The 14,973-nt window shown below is 63.9% G+C and carries 16 protein-coding genes; 9 read left to right on the top strand and 7 right to left on the bottom strand.

Annotated features, from left to right (window positions below; translation table 11 throughout):
• The first annotated feature begins 119 nt into the window (after positions 1-119).
• The 5 genes from murI (at position 120) to ABIA40_RS06255 (ending at position 4,735) form a co-directional block, all read left to right on the top strand.
• Positions 120-917 carry a glutamate racemase gene (gene murI / locus ABIA40_RS06275; protein ID WP_271544911.1) on the top strand — a complete coding sequence of 266 codons (798 nt, stop codon included), beginning with the start codon at positions 120-122 and terminating at the stop codon, positions 915-917.
• Positions 918-977: 60 nt separating this feature from the next.
• Positions 978-1,751, top strand: coding sequence for an HpcH/HpaI aldolase/citrate lyase family protein (locus ABIA40_RS06270; RefSeq protein ID WP_157280734.1), 774 nt, complete (start codon positions 978-980; stop codon positions 1,749-1,751).
• 220 nt (positions 1,752-1,971) lie between these two features.
• Positions 1,972-2,739 (top strand): acyltransferase, encoded by a 768-nt coding sequence (locus ABIA40_RS06265; RefSeq protein ID WP_404539903.1) that lies wholly within the window; start codon positions 1,972-1,974, stop codon positions 2,737-2,739.
• A gap of 223 nt (positions 2,740-2,962) precedes the next feature.
• The gene (gene rpsD, locus ABIA40_RS06260) at positions 2,963-3,580 is read left to right on the top strand and encodes a 30S ribosomal protein S4 (protein WP_036012915.1); all 618 of its coding nucleotides are present in this window, start codon (positions 2,963-2,965) and stop codon (positions 3,578-3,580) included.
• An 87-nt stretch (positions 3,581-3,667) separates the two neighbouring features.
• A complete protein-coding gene (locus tag ABIA40_RS06255; RefSeq protein WP_271544936.1) occupies positions 3,668-4,735 on the top strand; it encodes a low specificity L-threonine aldolase in 1,068 nt (355 codons plus the stop codon).
• Between the two features lie 112 nt (positions 4,736-4,847).
• Here ABIA40_RS06255 and ABIA40_RS06250 read toward each other — a convergent pair whose 3' ends face one another.
• Genes ABIA40_RS06250 through grxD form a run of 4 tightly spaced genes read right to left on the bottom strand, consistent with a single transcriptional unit; the run spans position 4,848 to position 8,323 of the window.
• Positions 4,848-6,107 (bottom strand): serine hydrolase domain-containing protein, encoded by a 1,260-nt coding sequence (locus tag ABIA40_RS06250; RefSeq protein WP_404539900.1) that lies wholly within the window; start codon positions 6,105-6,107, stop codon positions 4,848-4,850.
• Position 6,108: 1 nt separating this feature from the next.
• Positions 6,109-7,395: a serine hydrolase domain-containing protein gene (locus tag ABIA40_RS06245; RefSeq protein ID WP_404539897.1), complete on the bottom strand. Its 1,287-nt coding sequence runs from the start codon at positions 7,393-7,395 to the stop codon at positions 6,109-6,111.
• A gap of 43 nt (positions 7,396-7,438) precedes the next feature.
• Positions 7,439-7,993, bottom strand: a complete 555-nt coding sequence (locus tag ABIA40_RS06240; protein WP_404539895.1) for an O-acetyl-ADP-ribose deacetylase — start codon at positions 7,991-7,993, stop codon at positions 7,439-7,441.
• 3 nt (positions 7,994-7,996) lie between these two features.
• Complete coding sequence (grxD, locus tag ABIA40_RS06235) at positions 7,997-8,323, bottom strand: Grx4 family monothiol glutaredoxin (protein ID WP_018647423.1); 327 nt, start codon at positions 8,321-8,323, stop codon at positions 7,997-7,999.
• Between the two features lie 239 nt (positions 8,324-8,562).
• On the opposite strand from grxD, the gene egtB reads away from it, so the two are divergent.
• Both egtB and egtD read left to right on the top strand, forming a co-directional pair.
• Positions 8,563-9,858 carry an ergothioneine biosynthesis protein EgtB gene (gene egtB, locus ABIA40_RS06230; RefSeq protein WP_404539893.1) on the top strand — a complete coding sequence of 432 codons (1,296 nt, stop codon included), beginning with the start codon at positions 8,563-8,565 and terminating at the stop codon, positions 9,856-9,858.
• A 48-nt stretch (positions 9,859-9,906) separates the two neighbouring features.
• Positions 9,907-10,878: an L-histidine N(alpha)-methyltransferase gene (gene egtD, locus ABIA40_RS06225; protein ID WP_275502209.1), complete on the top strand. Its 972-nt coding sequence runs from the start codon at positions 9,907-9,909 to the stop codon at positions 10,876-10,878.
• A 409-nt stretch (positions 10,879-11,287) separates the two neighbouring features.
• Here the strand turns inward: egtD and ABIA40_RS06220 are convergent, their stop codons facing one another.
• Entirely contained in the window at positions 11,288-12,463 is a 1,176-nt protein-coding gene (locus tag ABIA40_RS06220) for a low temperature requirement protein A (protein WP_275502208.1), read from the bottom strand.
• A 41-nt stretch (positions 12,464-12,504) separates the two neighbouring features.
• Positions 12,505-12,741 (bottom strand): BolA family protein, encoded by a 237-nt coding sequence (locus tag ABIA40_RS06215; protein WP_036012929.1) that lies wholly within the window; start codon positions 12,739-12,741, stop codon positions 12,505-12,507.
• 196 nt (positions 12,742-12,937) lie between these two features.
• Between ABIA40_RS06215 and ABIA40_RS06210 the strand changes: the two genes are divergently transcribed.
• Positions 12,938-13,297 carry a DUF427 domain-containing protein gene (locus ABIA40_RS06210; RefSeq protein WP_036043505.1) on the top strand — a complete coding sequence of 120 codons (360 nt, stop codon included), beginning with the start codon at positions 12,938-12,940 and terminating at the stop codon, positions 13,295-13,297.
• 104 nt (positions 13,298-13,401) lie between these two features.
• Here the strand turns inward: ABIA40_RS06210 and ABIA40_RS06205 are convergent, their stop codons facing one another.
• Entirely contained in the window at positions 13,402-13,575 is a 174-nt protein-coding gene (locus ABIA40_RS06205; RefSeq protein ID WP_157280741.1) for a DUF1328 domain-containing protein, read from the bottom strand.
• Positions 13,576-13,750: 175 nt separating this feature from the next.
• Between ABIA40_RS06205 and ABIA40_RS06200 the strand changes: the two genes are divergently transcribed.
• On the top strand, positions 13,751-14,938 hold the full coding sequence (locus ABIA40_RS06200; protein ID WP_157280742.1) for an acyltransferase: 1,188 nt from the start codon (positions 13,751-13,753) through the stop codon (positions 14,936-14,938).
• Positions 14,939-14,973 lie beyond the last annotated feature (35 nt).

Below are 14,973 nucleotides of genomic sequence, written 5' to 3'. Positions count from 1 at the left end.
GACGCCGGGGATGACGACGCAGCGCGTCCGTGACACGAGACGCCCCCCGGGTCTTTGCGGGATCGCCGCAAAATCGCCCTAAAAACCGAATGGTAACCATGCCGGGCTAGGGTGGCGACGTGACCAATTCTCCGACGATCCTGGTGTTCGATTCCGGCCTTGGCGGGCTCACGGTGCTCCGCGAGGTCGTGGCGGGGCGGCCCGACGCGCATTACGTCTACGTCGCCGACGACGCCTTCTTCCCCTATGGCCACCACAGCGAGGACGAGATCATCGCCCGAGTCGTGCCGCTGATGGGGGAGCTGATCGGCCGGCATAGTCCAGACCTCGTCGTCATCGCCTGCAACACGGCGTCCACCCTGGTCCTGTCTCGCTTGCGCGCCGCCTATTCCGTAGCCTTCGTCGGCACGGTGCCGGCGATCAAGCCGGCCTGTGCGCAGTCCAGGACCCGCCGCGTTTCGGTGCTCGGCACCAAGGGCACGGTGAAGCGCGAGTACACCAAGGCGCTGATCCGCGATTTCGCGCAAGGATGCGAGGTGACGCTGGTCGGCTCGCCCGAGCTCGCTTCGCTGGCCGAAGCCGCGCTCGGCGGCATCCCGATCAGCGACGAAGCCATCCTCGCCGAGCTCGCTCCTTGCTTCGTGGGCGACGCCTCGGATGCGAGCGCGCGCACCGACACTGTGGTGCTCGCCTGCACGCACTACCCGCTTCTGCTCGACCGGATGAAGAAGCTCGCGCCCTGGCCGGTCGACTGGATCGATCCGGCGCCCGCGATCGCCCGCCGCGTCTCCGACCTGCTCGGCCCGCCGACCGGCGGCATCGCGCAGTCCGGCGCCGAGATGTTTTTTACATCGAACCGCGTGCATGGTCTCAGCGCCACGCTGACGCCGTTCTTCGGCGGACGCGCGGTGGCCTGAGCTTGCGCACTGGCGGCGCGCTGCTAGGCTTTGCCGTCGCCATCGTCCCGCAGGTTTTCCATGTCGGTCCCGACTCCGCCGCTCAACCGTCTCCGTCAGCTCTGGCGCGAGGGTCGCCCCGCCTTCGGTGCGATCGCGACCATCCCGAGCGTGCAGATGGTGCAGATCATGGCGCGCTCGCTCGACTGGATCATCGTCGATCTCGAGCACGGCCCGATCGGATTGACCGAAGCCCACGCGATGATCGCCGCGACCACGGGCACGCCGTGCACGCCTCTGGTGCGGATCGCCGCCAACGAGCCGTGGCTGGCGAAAGCGCCGATGGACATCGGTGCCTTCGGCATCAACTTCCCGATGATCACGAGCCGCGCGGATGCCGAGAAAGCGGTGCGCAGCGTGCGCTACCCGCCGCGCGGCGATCGGCTCTGGGGCCCCTTCCACGCGCCGTTCCGCTGGGGCCAGTCGATGCCTGATTACATGGCCTCTGCCGACGACGAGATGATCTGCATGATCACGATCGAGCACGTCGACGCGGTCGATCGCATCGACGAGATCATGGCAACACCCGGTATCGACGTCGCGGTGATCGGTCCCGGCGATCTCGCCACCTCCATCAACAAGCGCGGCCAGATGGATGATCCGCAATTGCTGGACCTGATCGCGCGCGCCGAGGCCGGCATCCTCAAAAGCGGCGTGCCGATCGGCGGCGTGGCGCGCACCGCCGACCAGGCCAACGCGTTGATCGACCGTGGCTACCGTGCGATCGCGCTGGGCTTCGACTGGTCGCTGTTCCAGCGCGGCATCATGGCGGCCTGCGAGGGAGTCAGGCGCTGAACAAGCCGATTGACGCGTGACGACCGGCGCCGCCAGGACCGCCCGCTCAAGATGTAAATAATTGAAAATAGAGTATTTTTTGGTCTAAAGGAGGCTCCTCATTGGCGATCCCTTCTGCGGCGAACCGACTGGTCCCAAGCGGGTTGGTTCGTGCTAGAGCGAGCGGGCGGGCCCCGCTCGCTGCACATATTTTGATCTTTTGATTTGGAACCGGAGGCCTATGCGCGGGACGCCCAAGACCATTTCGCTGCGGCGCCGTCTGATCTGCGACCTCATGCACGCCTCGATGGGCGTACCTTTCGTTTCGCTGGCCCGTTCGCTCAATATCCGCCCCCTGCTGGAGGCCCGTGCGGACGCAGCCGCACCCGCTGGCTGGGCCGCGATGTTCGTCAAGGCTTTCGCCCTGGTTGCAAAGGACGAGCCGATTCTGCGCACGGTTTACACCAAATGGCCTTGGCCGGCCCTCTATGAGCTGCCGAGGAGCGTGGCGACGGTCGCGATCGCGCGCGTCGATGATGGCGAAGAATGCGTTCTGCCGCAGCGGATCGCAGGTCCCGAGGACCTTTCGCTGGCAGCCGTCGATGCGGAGATCCGACGCGGCAAGATGGCCCCGATCGAGGACGTCCCGATGTTCCGAAAGATCATGCGGGCGACGCGCCTGCCGCTGCCATTGCGGCGCCTGTCCTGGGCCGCCGGCCTGAATTTCGGCCGTCAGCGCGGCAATTGGTTCGGCAGCTTCGGGGTAAGCTCGGTGGCTGCCTATGGCGGCGGCGAGCTCCACCCGATCACGCCGGGCCCCTACGTCTTGAGCTATGGGCTGGTCGAGCCGGATCAGACCATCCATGTCGTGATCCGCTGGGACCACCGCGTCACTGACGCCGCCCCGATCGCGAGAGTCCTGACCCGGCTGGAACAGGTCCTGAACACTGAAATTGCTGCCGAATTGCGGGCGGCGGGGTCAAAGCCGGTCCGGGCGGTCAGGACATAAGAATACCGTCGTCGCAGGTCCCGGAATGACAGGCTAAAGAATTGACAGCCAACCCCAAAGTCCCCTAAAAGCCGCCTGCTCGCGGGCCGGTTTCGGCCCGCGAAGCGTTTCGCGACCCGTGGTCCTCTTCCCTTAAGCTTTGGGGATCGGACCTGTCGGTGCCGGGACCATCCCGTCACACAGGAGGGCGCGTTTCCTCAAACCATGACCTGAAGAGGACGCGATGACTAAGCGCAGTGAGGCGAAGTACAAGATCGATCGCCGTATGGGCCAGAACATCTGGGGCCGCCCGAAGAGCCCCGTCAACCGCCGTGAATACGGCCCCGGCCAGCATGGCCAGCGCCGCAAGGGAAAGCTCTCCGACTTCGGCGTGCAGCTGCGCGCCAAGCAGAAGCTGAAGGGCTATTACGCCAACATCTCCGAGCGTCAGTTCCACGGCATCTATGTCGAGGCCAGCCGCCTCAAGGGTGACACCGGCGAGAACCTGATCGGCCTGCTGGAGCGTCGTCTCGACGCGGTCGTGTACCGCGCCAAGTTCGTCTCCACGATCTTCGCCGCACGCCAGTTCATCAACCACGGCCACATCAAGGTGAACGGTCGCAAGGTCAACATTTCGAGCTATCAGCTCAAGGTCGGCGACGTGGTCGAGGTCAAGGAAGCCTCCAAGCAGCTCGCCCACGTGCTCGAAGCCAGCCAGCTTCCCGAGCGCGAGGTCCCCGACTATCTCGAAGTCGACCACGGCAAGATGACCGCGAAATACGCCCGCATCCCCGGCCTCTCCGACGTGCCGTTCCCGGTACAGATGGAGCCGCACCTGGTCGTCGAATTCTATTCGCGCTAAGATCTGAATATCGAAAGGCCCCGGTTCGCCGGGGCCTTTTTGCTTAAGAGCCACACTTCAGTGGCCGCACTGCTTAGGAGCCGTCGCATGCTCTACACCCCTCCCCCCGTCGATCCCAAGGCGCCGCCGGTGCGCATCAATCTGCTCTCGGACACGCAGACCAAGCCGACGGCAGGCATGCGCGAGGCGATGGCGCGGGCGGAGGTCGGTGACGAGCAGGTCGGCGATGATCCGACCGTGAACGCGCTGTGCGAACGCGTTGCCGACCTGCTCGGCAAGGAAGCGGCGGTCTACATGCCCTCCGGCACGATGTGCAACGTCACCGCGACGCTGGTGCATTGCCGCCCCGGCGACGAGATCCTCGCCCATGAGACCGCGCATATCATCGCGCGCGAAGGCGGCGCGCATGCCGCGATCGGCGGTTTCCAGGTCACCCAGCTCAAGGGCCCCGATGGCCAGTTCACGCCGGAGACTCTTCGCAAGGCGCTGCATCCGCGCACGCGCTACCAGCCGCCGCAGACCGTCGTCAGCGTCGAGCAGACCGCCAATATCGGCGGCGGCACGATCTGGAAGAAGGCGGTGCTCGACGAGATCGTCGCGATCGCCAGACAGCACGGCCTCGTCACCCATATGGACGGCGCGCGCCTGCTCAACGCCACGGTCGCGAGCGGCATCTCGCCACGCGACATGACCGCGGGCTGGGACTCGGCCTGGATCGACTTCTCCAAGGGCCTGGGCGCACCGATCGGCGGCGTGCTCGCAGGCTCGCGCGCCTTCATCGACGCGGTCTGGCAGTGGAAGCAGCGGCTCGGCGGCTCGATGCGGCAGGCCGGCATCTGCGCGGCAGCCTGCATCTACGCGCTCGACCACCACGTCGAGCGCCTGGCCGACGACCACGCCAACGCGCGCGCGCTCGCCCGCGGACTGTCGCAGATCTCGGGCATCGAGGTGCAGGAGCCCGAGACTAATCTCGTGTTCTTCAAGCCCGACGGCGCCGGCATTCCCGGCGACAAGATGGTCCCGGCCCTCCGTCAGCGCGGCGTGACACTCGCGATGATGGACGGCCGCATCCGCGCCTGCACCCATCTGGATGTCAATGCGAGCCAGATCGAGGAGACGATCGGGTACGTGCGCGAGATCGTGCGCGGGGCGTAAAGCTCAGCCCCGTAGCCCGGATGGAGCGCAGCGAAATCCGGGATCTATCCACGCGGTGAGGACGTCCCGGATTGCGCTTTGCTCCATCCGGCTACGCAAAGGGGGAGAGGTCTCACCGCCCCATCGCCTGATAGATCAGCGTCTTCAGCTCGAGCTGGATCCGGCCGCGCTGCGAGGGGGTCTGCACCATGAAGATTCCGAACAGGTCGTCTTCGGGATCGATGAAGAAGAAGGTGCCGCCAACGCCGTCCCAACGATATTCGCCAAGCGGCCAGTTCGTGCCCGGCCGCACCGCGGTACGTACGGCGAAGCCGAGGCCGTAGCCGCTGGTCTCACCCGGATAGTAGTGCTTGTCGCGCGCGACGCGGGTTTCGGGACCGATATGATCCCTCGCCATCAAGGCGATGGTTTCCCGCTTCAGGTAACGTCGACCTTCAAGCGTGCCGCCGTTGAGCAGCATTTGCGAGAAGCGGGCATAATCGCCGACCGTGCCGACGAGGCCGCCGCCGCCCGACTCCCATCGCAGCGGTTTCCTGATATCGCGAACCTGCGTGATCGGGCTGATCGCCCGATCGTGCGGCATCGGCTCGGCGATGCGCGGCCATTTGGCGGGATCGGCGACGTAAAACGCCGTGTCCTTCATCCCGAGCGGGTCGAGCAGCCGCGTCTTCGCGAACTCGAGCAGCGATGTCCCCGAGATCACCTCGATGATGCGCCCCAGCACGTCGGTGGAGTGGCCGTAATCCCAGATCGTGCCGGGCTGTTCGGCGAGCGGCAGCGCGGTGATCTTCGCGACGAATTCGGCATTGGTCGAATTCCTGTCGAACAGACCGGCGTCGGCGTAGAGCTTGTTCACCAGGTCCCCGCCATAATAGCCGTAAGGGATCCCGGCGGTATGCCGCATCAAATCCTCGATCGTCACCGGGCGTTTGAGCGGCTCCAGCTCCAGCGAGACCTTGTTGTCCTCGGCCTTCTTCTCGACTCCGACCTGCATGCCGGCGAAGGCCGGAATGTATTTCGAGACGGGATCGCCGAGCGCAAGCTTACCCTCCTCGACCAGCATCATCGCCAGGACCGAGGTGATCGGCTTGGTCATCGAATAAAGGCGGAAGATCGTATCCGCGCTCATCGAAAGTTGTGTCGCGACGTCGCGGACGCCGAAACTCTCGTAATAGACCGGCTTACCGTGTTGCTGGAGCAGCAGAATCGCCCCCGGAAATTTTCCGGTCGCGATTTCGTTCCTGATGTAGTCGGAGACCTTTGCCAGGCCTTCGGGCGTGAAGCCGTGCGCACGGCCCTCTGAGCTCGCCCGCGCACTTACCGCGCCAAACAAAAGAACGAGCGCCGCGAACAGCGCGCGGCGCCCGTTCATGTCACTTCTCCATAGCTTCATAGACCAGCTGCTTCAACGTCCGCTGCACGCGCTGGCGCTCGCTCGGGGTCTGCTCCAGCAGCACGAAGAACATGTCCTGCTTGGGGTCGATCACGAAATAGCAGCCGGAGGCGCCATCCCACTTGAGTTCGCCGAGGTTGCCGGGCGGCGGCGGCTTGGCGTTGCCGGGCTCGGTACGGACCGCAAGCCCAAGGCCGAAGCCAAAGCCGTCGCCGGGGAAATAGAAATAGTCGCGCTCGACCCCGGAGCCGGGGCCGACCTGATCAGTGGTCATCAGCTTGAACGTCTCGGGCTTGAGGATGGTCTTGCCGTCGAGACTGCCGCCATTGAGCAGCATCTGCGAAAAGCGCCTGTAATCCGCCATGGTCGTGACCATGCCGCCGCTGGCGAACTGGATCTTCTTGACGACCGTCGGATCATTGATGCGGCCGACGCGGAAATCGGCATCGTTCGGCACGGGCTGGGCCAGGAGCTTCTGCTTCGCGGGGTCCGTGACCAAGAAGCCGGTATCGACCATGCCGAGAGGATCGAGCAGCTTCTCGCGCATGATGTCGATCAGCGGCTTGCCGGCGGCGATCTCCATCACACGCGCCAGCACGTCGGTCGAGTGGCCGTATTGCCAGAGCGCGCCCGGCTGGTTGTGCAACGGCAGCTTGGCGATGCGTTCGGCGAACTCGGCCAGATCGAAATCGCCGGCATAGATGTTGGCCTCGCGATAGGCTTTGCGGACCAGGCTGTCGCCATAGAAGCCGTAGGTGATGCCCGAGGTGTGCGTCATCAGATCGTGCACGGTCATTGCCCGCTTCGGCGGCACCAGCTCGAGCGCCTTCGTGCCGTCCTCGGCCTTCTTCTCGACACCGACCTTCACATTGGCGAAGGAGGGAATGTATTTCGAGACGGGATCGTCCAGCTTGATCTTGCCTTCCTCGACCAATTGCATCGCGACCACCGCAGTGATCGCCTTGGTCATCGAGAATAGGCGGAAGATGGTCTTGTCCGTGATCGGAGCCTTGCTGACCACGTCCTGCACGCCGAAGACTTCGTGATAGACCGGCTTGCCATGCTGCTGGATCAGCACGTTTGCACCGGCGATCTTGCCGGTCGCGACCTCGTTCTTGAAGAAGTCGGTGATCCTGCCGAGCTTCTCCTGATTGAAATGCGCGCCGGCCGGAATCTCGTAAGTGCCCTCCGCGTGCGCCGGCGACATCGCGGCAAGCGACACCAACGCGCCGCAGGCGAGCGCACGCAGTCCAAATTGTGAAATCATATCCCCTCCCCGGAACATGGCGCCTCGGAGTGTACCGACCAGCTCAATCGGCACAAGGGCCGCCCTGTCGCGCAAGCGCCTCGGCATGGAGCTTTGCGCCCGGTTCAGAGAAGCAGCAGAACACGACGCGAGCGACGGTAGGCGCCAAAGCCAGCCCTTCGATCGTCGTGCGCACGGCGATATCGGCCGCCCGGTCGGCAGGAAAATGGTAGATGCCGGTCGAAATCGCGGGAAATGCCACCGAGGTCAGCTTGTGCTTCCCGCAAAGCTCCATGCACCGCCGATAGCAGGAGGCGAGCAGATCGTCCTCGCCGAGCGTGCCGCCATTCCAGACCGGACCGACGGTGTGGATGACATGCGTGGCCTTGAGGCGATAGCCCCTGGTGATCTTCGCGTCGCCCGTCTTGCAACCGTGGAGCATGCGGCATTCGGCGACGAGCTCGGGCCCGGCTGCCCGGTGGATCGCGCCATCCACGCCGCCCCCACCAAGGAGCGACGTGTTCGCGGCGTTGACGATGGCGTCAACGCCGAGCGTGGTGATATCGGCGACGATGACATCGAGCTCCGCGCCGCCAATCCGGCGCGTCAGCAGGGTCACGTGTCAGGCCGCGACGACGACGCCCTTCTCGGAGAAGAGCTGCTGCAATTCGCCGGCCTGGAACATCTCACGGACGATGTCGCAGCCGCCGATGAATTCGCCCTTCACGTAGAGCTGGGGGATGGTCGGCCAGTTCGAATATTCCTTGATGCCGTTGCGCAGCTCGGCGGATTCGAGAACGTTGAGGCCCTTATAGCCGACACCGATATGGTCGAGGATCTGGACCACCTGGCCGGAGAAACCGCACTGCGGAAATTGCGGCGTCCCCTTCATGAACAGAACCACGTCGTTCGACTTCACTTCATTGTCGATGAATTCCGCGATGCTCATTTCCGTGTCCTTCTGGGGCAGAGCCCTCACCAATTGCTTCGGGCCGGCTCAGCCGATTTAACCCGATACCTGCCCATATATGTAGCCCAAACCGTTGTGCATCCAAAGTAAAATGGCGGCGACGGGTCTCCGGCGGCCGGATTGACCCCAGCCGGGTCCATAGGCTGATGACATCAATATCATCGCCGCAGAGGACTTTCATACCGTAACGGAGCCCCTATCTAGGACGAACCCTGTTCATGGAACCGGGTCGTGCGAACAACGTTCTCTTGTCCTGTCTGGAGAAAAACGTGACGAAACAAGCCTCAGCCACGGCCTCCCTGCGTTCGTCACCGTCCTCCCGCGAGGACGACCTCGCCCAGCGGCTGGAAGCGGCGTTCTCGACTGTCCGCAATGAGACCGAACGCCGGGCCGCACCGCTGTCGCCCGAGGACCAGCAGATCCAGTCCATGCCCGATGCCAGCCCGACCAAATGGCACCGGGCCCATACGACCTGGTTCTGGGAGCAATTCCTGCTCGGCGAGCATGCTGCGGGCTACCGGCCCTTCCACCCCGATTTCGCATTCCTGTTCAATTCCTATTACGTCAGCGCTGGCCCGCGACATGCCCGCAATCATCGCGGCGACATCACCCGCCCCAGCGCCGACGAGGTTGGCGCCTATCGCAAATACGTCGATGCGGCCGTCGGCAAATTCTTCCGCGAGGCCGGCGCGGACAAGCTCCGCGCAATCGCCCCGCTGGTCGAAGTCGGGCTCAATCACGAGCAGCAGCATCAGGAGCTGATGTTCACCGACATCCTGCATGCCTTTGCGCAGAACCCGATCTATCCGGCGTATGACCCGGCCTGGCGCTTCCCGGCCGCGACGCGCGGCGGTGATGACTGGCTCGCACTGAACGAAGGCATCCACACCGTCGGCCATGTCGACGACGGCTTTCATTTCGACAACGAGAAGCCGGCGCACCGCGCCCTGGTCGGTCCGGTCAGGATCGCCCGCAATCTGGTCACCAATGCCGAATGGCTCGCCTTCATGCAGGACGGCGGCTACCGGACCGCGACCCTGTGGCTGATGGACGGCTTTGCCGCAGCGAGCAAGGAAGATTGGCAAGCCCCCGGCTATTGGCGCGAGGTCGACGGCGCATGGCAGGTCATGACGCTGGCCGGCCTCAAGCCGGTCGATCCGGACGCGCCGGTATGTCACGTCAGCTATTACGAGGCGGATGCGTTCGCGCGCTGGTCCGGCAAACACCTGCCGACCGAGATGGAATGGGAGGTCGCGGCGCGCGCCGGCCAGCTCAACGACGCCTTCGGCCTCGTCTGGCAATGGACCCGCAGCTCCTACGCGCCCTACCCCGGCTATCGCGCCGTCGAGGGCGCGCTCGGCGAGTACAACGGCAAGTTCATGGTCAACCAGCTGGTGCTGCGCGGCTCCTCGCTTGCAACTCCGCAAGGCCACAGCCGTACCACCTATCGCAACTTCTTCTATCCGCACCACCGCTGGCAGTTCACCGGGCTGCGGCTTGCCGATTACGACTAAGTATTCCGACGACAGATGCGCGCCGGACAGCGCGTTCAGGAGAGTATCATGAATGTGCACGCCAGCGCTTTGGCCGAGGCCCATCTTCCCGACGAGCAGACCACCGCTTTCGCCCGTGAGGCCATCGAGGACCTCTCGCAGCACCCGAAAAAGCTGTCGCCGAAATATTTCTATGACGCGACCGGATCGGAGCTGTTCGAGGCGATCACGAAGCTGCCGGAATATTATCCGACGCGCACCGAGCTATCGATCCTGAAGCAGCGCGGCAGCGAGATCGCGAAGATCATCCCGGAGCACGCCGCGCTGGTCGAGTTCGGCGCCGGCGCGACCACGAAGGTGCGCCTGCTGCTCGATCATTGCAAATTCGCGGCCTATGTGCCCGTCGATATCTCCGGCGACTTCCTGAAGGCACAGGCGAGCGGCCTGAAGCGGGATTTCCCGGCGCTCGGCATCTATCCGGTCGCGGCCGACTTCACCACGCCGTTCGAGCTGCCGACGGCGGTCGCCTCCATGCCGAAGGTCGGCTTCTTCCCCGGCTCGACCATTGGCAATTTCGAGCCGCAGGAAGCGCAGGCCTTCCTGAAAAGCGCGCGCAAGATCCTCGGCAAGGGCGCGCAGATGATCATCGGCGCCGATCTCGAGAAGGACGAGCGGATCCTCTTCGACGCCTATAACGATGCAGCAGGCGTCACCGCGCGCTTCAACCTCAATGTGCTGGTGCGCATCAACCGCGAGCTCGGCGGCAATTTCGACCTGTCCGCCTTCACCCATCGCGCGATCTACAACCGCGAGCGGCACCGCATCGAGATGCACCTGATCAGCAGGAAGAGCCAGACCGTGCGCTTGCTCGGCACCAGCTTCTCGTTCCGCCCGGGCGAGAGCATCCACACCGAGAACAGCTACAAATACAGCATCGCGCGTTTTGCCGCGCTGGCCCAGAGCGCAGGCTGGCGCGTGCGCGAGAGCTGGACGGATGCGGCGAAGATGTTCTCGGTGCACGCGCTGGAGGTCGCGGAGTAGACCGGCAGCCGTCGTTTGGCCGGTCTCATTCGAGCGGACACGATTCTACCGACACAAGCCGTTGGTGCCGGATCACGGCACGGAAGCTGTGGGTGCTAGCCTTGCCGCACGACCAGGAGAAATTCTCACCATCTCGCTGGAGTGGCTCGCCGAGCCAGAAAACCACCTTTGAGACGTGGTCGCCTGGCTTGACACGATCGAGCCACTGCGGCGGATAGGCCCAATGCCCGCAATCGCCTTGCCAGTAGCACGCCGGCATGATGCAGCGTCCGGCGGCTGGAGCAGGCTTTCCTCCCATGGCACGGCAGGTGGACGGGATTTGGCCAAGCGCCCAGCCCTGCGTCGCTTCCTCGACGACAAGTATCGCAGCCAGGGCCGCGCCGACGATGAGGAGGTGTCTCATACCCGCCTATTGCTCGGTCCCCAGCGACACCGATTCCCACACCGCCACCAGGATCAGGATCATCGTCGTCGCGACCGAGAGCCAGAGCGGCGACACGTCCGAGGCGAACCAGCTCAGCGCCAGCAGCAGCAAGATGCCGATGCCGTGCGAGAGCTGGAGGAAGCCGCGGATCGCAAGCTTGAACAGGATTGTGCCGATCAGAAAAATCAAGGGCCCACCGATCGTGCTCACGATCGTGCGCATGTCGGAATGGCCGGTCGGATGCTTCAGCACCAATTCGTCCGACACCGCGGTCAGGATGATGCCGGCAACGATCGGCAGGTGCAGATAGGTGTAGGCGAGCCTTGCCAGGCGCCCGGATTCGGCCGACTTCGAGATCCACTCGGCGCCGGCTTCCGCGCCCTTGTGGAAATAGACCCACCACATTGCGATGGCACCGACCAGGGCCGAGACGAAGGCCAGGATGTTGGCCGCGGTCCATTCCAGCGCGGCGAAGGTCGCGCCGTTGACGATGACGGCCTCGCCGAGCGCAATGATGACGAAGAGAGCGCAGCGCTCGGCCATGTGGCCGCCCTCGACGGCCCAGGCCTCGACAGAGGAGAAGCCGAGCCCGGGCACCCAGAAGCGGGCCGCGGGCGAGATGTATTCGATCGCAAGCGCGGCGATCCAGAACCACAGCCGGGCTTCGTGATGGGCGAGGCCACCGAGGATCCAGAAGACGGCGGAGACGGAGAGCCAGACCAGAATTCGAATCGCGTTGTGCCGCACCGCGGTCCGGTGCGGTGGCGTTGCGAACAGCCAGAATGCGGTGCGTCCGACCTGCATGGCTGCGTAGGCAAGAGCGAACCACAGGCCACGCCCCTCGAAGGCGGTCGGGATCGTGGTCGACAGCACGAGGCCGCCGAGCATCATTGAAAACAGCAGCAGGCGGACCGGCGTCAGCTCGGGATTGAGCCAGTTGGTGACCCACGCGGTGAAGACCCAAACCCACCACACTGCCAGGAACAGCACCGCGACATGCACCGCGCCGATCAGCGTGAAATGATGCAGCAGGGCGTGCGAGACTTGCGTGACGGCAAAGACGAAGACGAGATCGAAGAACAGCTCGGCATAGGTCACGCGGCTGTGCCGGTTCGGCGTGATGACGCGGAACATCGCGCCGTGCGGATTGTCCGCAGCCATCATCGTCCCCCGTGGCGCTGGTCAGGTCAGGTGCAGCTTCGTCAGTTACCTGGCACGCCGGTTTGCAGCGCCAGCGCGTGCAGCACGCCGCCCATCTGGCCGCGCAGGGACTGGTAGACGATCTGGTGCTGCTGGACGCGCGATTTGCCACGGAAGGATTCCGAGATCACGGTCGCGGCATAGTGGTCGCCGTCGCCGGCGAGGTCACGGATGGTCACCTCGGCATCGGGGATCGCTGCCTTGATCATCGCCTCGATATCGTGGGCGTCCATGGGCATTCGGGTCTTGCTCCTATCTCGGCTGCAAAGCAGCCTCATCATCGAATCGCTGCCGGGGGTCCCCTCACCGGCAAGGTCAAACTTAGCGTGAACGGCCTTCTACGTCACGCTTTCCGGCACTATATCCCTGATCCCATCAGGACATAGGCACGACAAAGTGCCGCGCGCGGCAGATTGATCGAAAAGGCGTGAAATCATGAAGCTTCCAGGGCCCGACCACCCGATCACGATCACCCCAAATCCCCGGCGCGTCCGCGTCACGGCGGGCGACATCGTGATCGCCGAGACCAGCAAGGCGCTGACCTTGAAGGAGGCCAGATATCCGGCAGTGCAATATGTACCGCGGGAGGACGCCAACATGGCCCTGTTGGAGCGTACCGACCGTGTCACCCATTGCCCCTACAAGGGGGACGCGAACTATTACAGCGTGAAGGCCGACGGCAAGACGCTGGACAACGCGATCTGGACCTACGAGACACCCTTCCCAGCGATGACGGAGATTTCAGGCCATCTCGCGTTCTATCCGGACAAGGTGAAGATCGAGGAAGTGGGATAAGCGCCGCACCCCCAATCGTCATGCCCGGGCAGCCACCATCTGTCCGCGGTAGGCGTGGATGGCCGGGTCGAGCGCGGCCATGACGGCGAAGAGGGCTCAATCAGCTACGCCCTGAAGATCGTGAGTCCCAATATCAGCAGCACCAGGAAGATCACGACGAAGACGTAGAACAGGAAGCGGGCGATGTCGGCCGAGGCGGCCGAGATGCCGGTGAAGCCGAGCACGCCGGCCACGATCGAGACAAGGAGGAAGATCAGCGCCCATTTCAGGATCGACATCGCCAGCTCCGAACTGCCGCGTCTCACGGCCTACGCTGTTTTCGGCCAACGCTAACATCGCTGCGAGGAACTGGTTCCTAGAGGTGGTCGGGGGCGACCTACCGAACAAACTGCCCTTGCTGAATCGAGTTCCCGGCGGCAGAGTCCAGCCGAGGTTAGGATCGGGGCGGCCACGATGACGATGTCACATTCAGCGACGATCGGCGCGGAGGTGCATGCCGCGCCCCAGAGCAAGGTGCGCAACTTGGCGATCGATCGCGCCCGCACCTTCCTCACTCTGGTGGTGCTGCTGCATCACGCGGTGATCCCGTATACCTATTTCGGTCATACCGATCCGAGTTATTTCTTCGGCTTCGACATGATCGTGCTCGCCACCGACAGTTTCTTCATGGCGATGTTCTTCTTCCTGTCGGGACTGTTCGCCTGGTCCGGCATCGCCCGGAAGGGAGTGCGGAGCTATTTGGCAGATCGCCTGCTTCGGCTTGGCCTACCCTTCGCGATCTGCGCCTTTACGGTCATTCCACTCGCCTACTACGCGATCTCCCTGCGGCACCATCCCGAGATCGGTTTTGCGGAATTCTGGTGGAATATGGTCACGAAGGGTCCGTGGCCGAGCGGGCCGATTTGGTTCCTGTGGGTCTTGTTCGCCTTCGACCTGGTTGCCTGCCTTTTGTACCGGCTGTCACCCAATCTGCTCGATCCGATCAATCGCCTCTCGCTGCATGGTCGCCGCCGGCCCGCCGTGTTCTTCGCGGTCATGCTGGCCGTCACCGCCGCGTTCTACATTCCTGGGCTGGTTCACTACGGACACAGCAGCTGGTTCGAGTTCGGGCCGTTCTCGGTCCAGCACGGGCGCGTGATGCTGTACGCGACCTATTTCTTTTTCGGTGCCGGCATCGGCGTTGCGCAAATGGATCGTGGGCTGCTCTCTGTCGACGGCCGCATGGCAAAGGTCAGCTGGGACTGGATGGTCCTCGCGATCGTTCCGTATTGCCTGTTGTGGGGGCTGATCTTCATCAAGCGCGAAATATTGGGCAACCCGTCGCCGCTGCCGGACTGGTATGAAGCGCTCTATGCCATCTGCTTCACCGTCTTCAGCGTGGCCATCATGTTTCTGATCCTGGCCCTTTTCCAGAGGTTCAAGCAATCAGGCTCAGCCAGGCTGCTTGATCCAATGCAGGGCGACGCATTCGGCATGTTCCTGGTGCATTATCCGATCGCATTGTGGCTGCAATACTGGCTGTTCGACTATGACCTGCCGGCGATCGTCAAGGCCACGATCGGGTTTGTGCTGACTGTCGCGGCGAGCTGGGCGCTGACGCGCGCGTTGCGGCAGATCCCGGGCGCGTCACGCGTGTTGTGAGGCGCGGTCTCTCGGTCCGTAGCCCTGATGTAGCG

Source organism: Bradyrhizobium sp. USDA 223 (assembly GCF_044909005.1).
Classification (GTDB): domain Bacteria; phylum Pseudomonadota; class Alphaproteobacteria; order Rhizobiales; family Xanthobacteraceae; genus Bradyrhizobium; species Bradyrhizobium yuanmingense.
Note: the sequence above shows the minus strand (reverse complement) of the source record. Positions and strands in the feature narration are given on the sequence as shown.

What these genes read in the sequence shown, in the direction of transcription:
- ABIA40_RS06270 (WP_157280734.1), top strand. Translation starts at nt 978, where the DNA reads ATGTCGGTCCCGACTCCGCCGCTCAACCGTCTCCGTCAGCTCTGGCGC.
- ABIA40_RS06265 (WP_404539903.1), top strand. Translation starts at nt 1,972, where the DNA reads ATGCGCGGGACGCCCAAGACCATTTCGCTGCGGCGCCGTCTGATCTGC.
- rpsD (WP_036012915.1), top strand. Translation starts at nt 2,963, where the DNA reads ATGACTAAGCGCAGTGAGGCGAAGTACAAGATCGATCGCCGTATGGGC.
- ABIA40_RS06255 (WP_271544936.1), top strand. Translation starts at nt 3,668, where the DNA reads ATGCTCTACACCCCTCCCCCCGTCGATCCCAAGGCGCCGCCGGTGCGC.
- ABIA40_RS06250 (WP_404539900.1), bottom strand. Translation starts at nt 6,107, where the DNA reads ATGAACGGGCGCCGCGCGCTGTTCGCGGCGCTCGTTCTTTTGTTTGGC.
- ABIA40_RS06245 (WP_404539897.1), bottom strand. Translation starts at nt 7,395, where the DNA reads ATGATTTCACAATTTGGACTGCGTGCGCTCGCCTGCGGCGCGTTGGTG.
- grxD (WP_018647423.1), bottom strand. Translation starts at nt 8,323, where the DNA reads ATGAGCATCGCGGAATTCATCGACAATGAAGTGAAGTCGAACGACGTG.
- egtB (WP_404539893.1), top strand. Translation starts at nt 8,563, where the DNA reads ATGGAACCGGGTCGTGCGAACAACGTTCTCTTGTCCTGTCTGGAGAAA.
- egtD (WP_275502209.1), top strand. Translation starts at nt 9,907, where the DNA reads ATGAATGTGCACGCCAGCGCTTTGGCCGAGGCCCATCTTCCCGACGAG.
- ABIA40_RS06220 (WP_275502208.1), bottom strand. Translation starts at nt 12,463, where the DNA reads ATGGCTGCGGACAATCCGCACGGCGCGATGTTCCGCGTCATCACGCCG.
- ABIA40_RS06215 (WP_036012929.1), bottom strand. Translation starts at nt 12,741, where the DNA reads ATGCCCATGGACGCCCACGATATCGAGGCGATGATCAAGGCAGCGATC.
- ABIA40_RS06210 (WP_036043505.1), top strand. Translation starts at nt 12,938, where the DNA reads ATGAAGCTTCCAGGGCCCGACCACCCGATCACGATCACCCCAAATCCC.
- ABIA40_RS06205 (WP_157280741.1), bottom strand. Translation starts at nt 13,575, where the DNA reads ATGTCGATCCTGAAATGGGCGCTGATCTTCCTCCTTGTCTCGATCGTG.
- ABIA40_RS06200 (WP_157280742.1), top strand. Translation starts at nt 13,751, where the DNA reads ATGACGATGTCACATTCAGCGACGATCGGCGCGGAGGTGCATGCCGCG.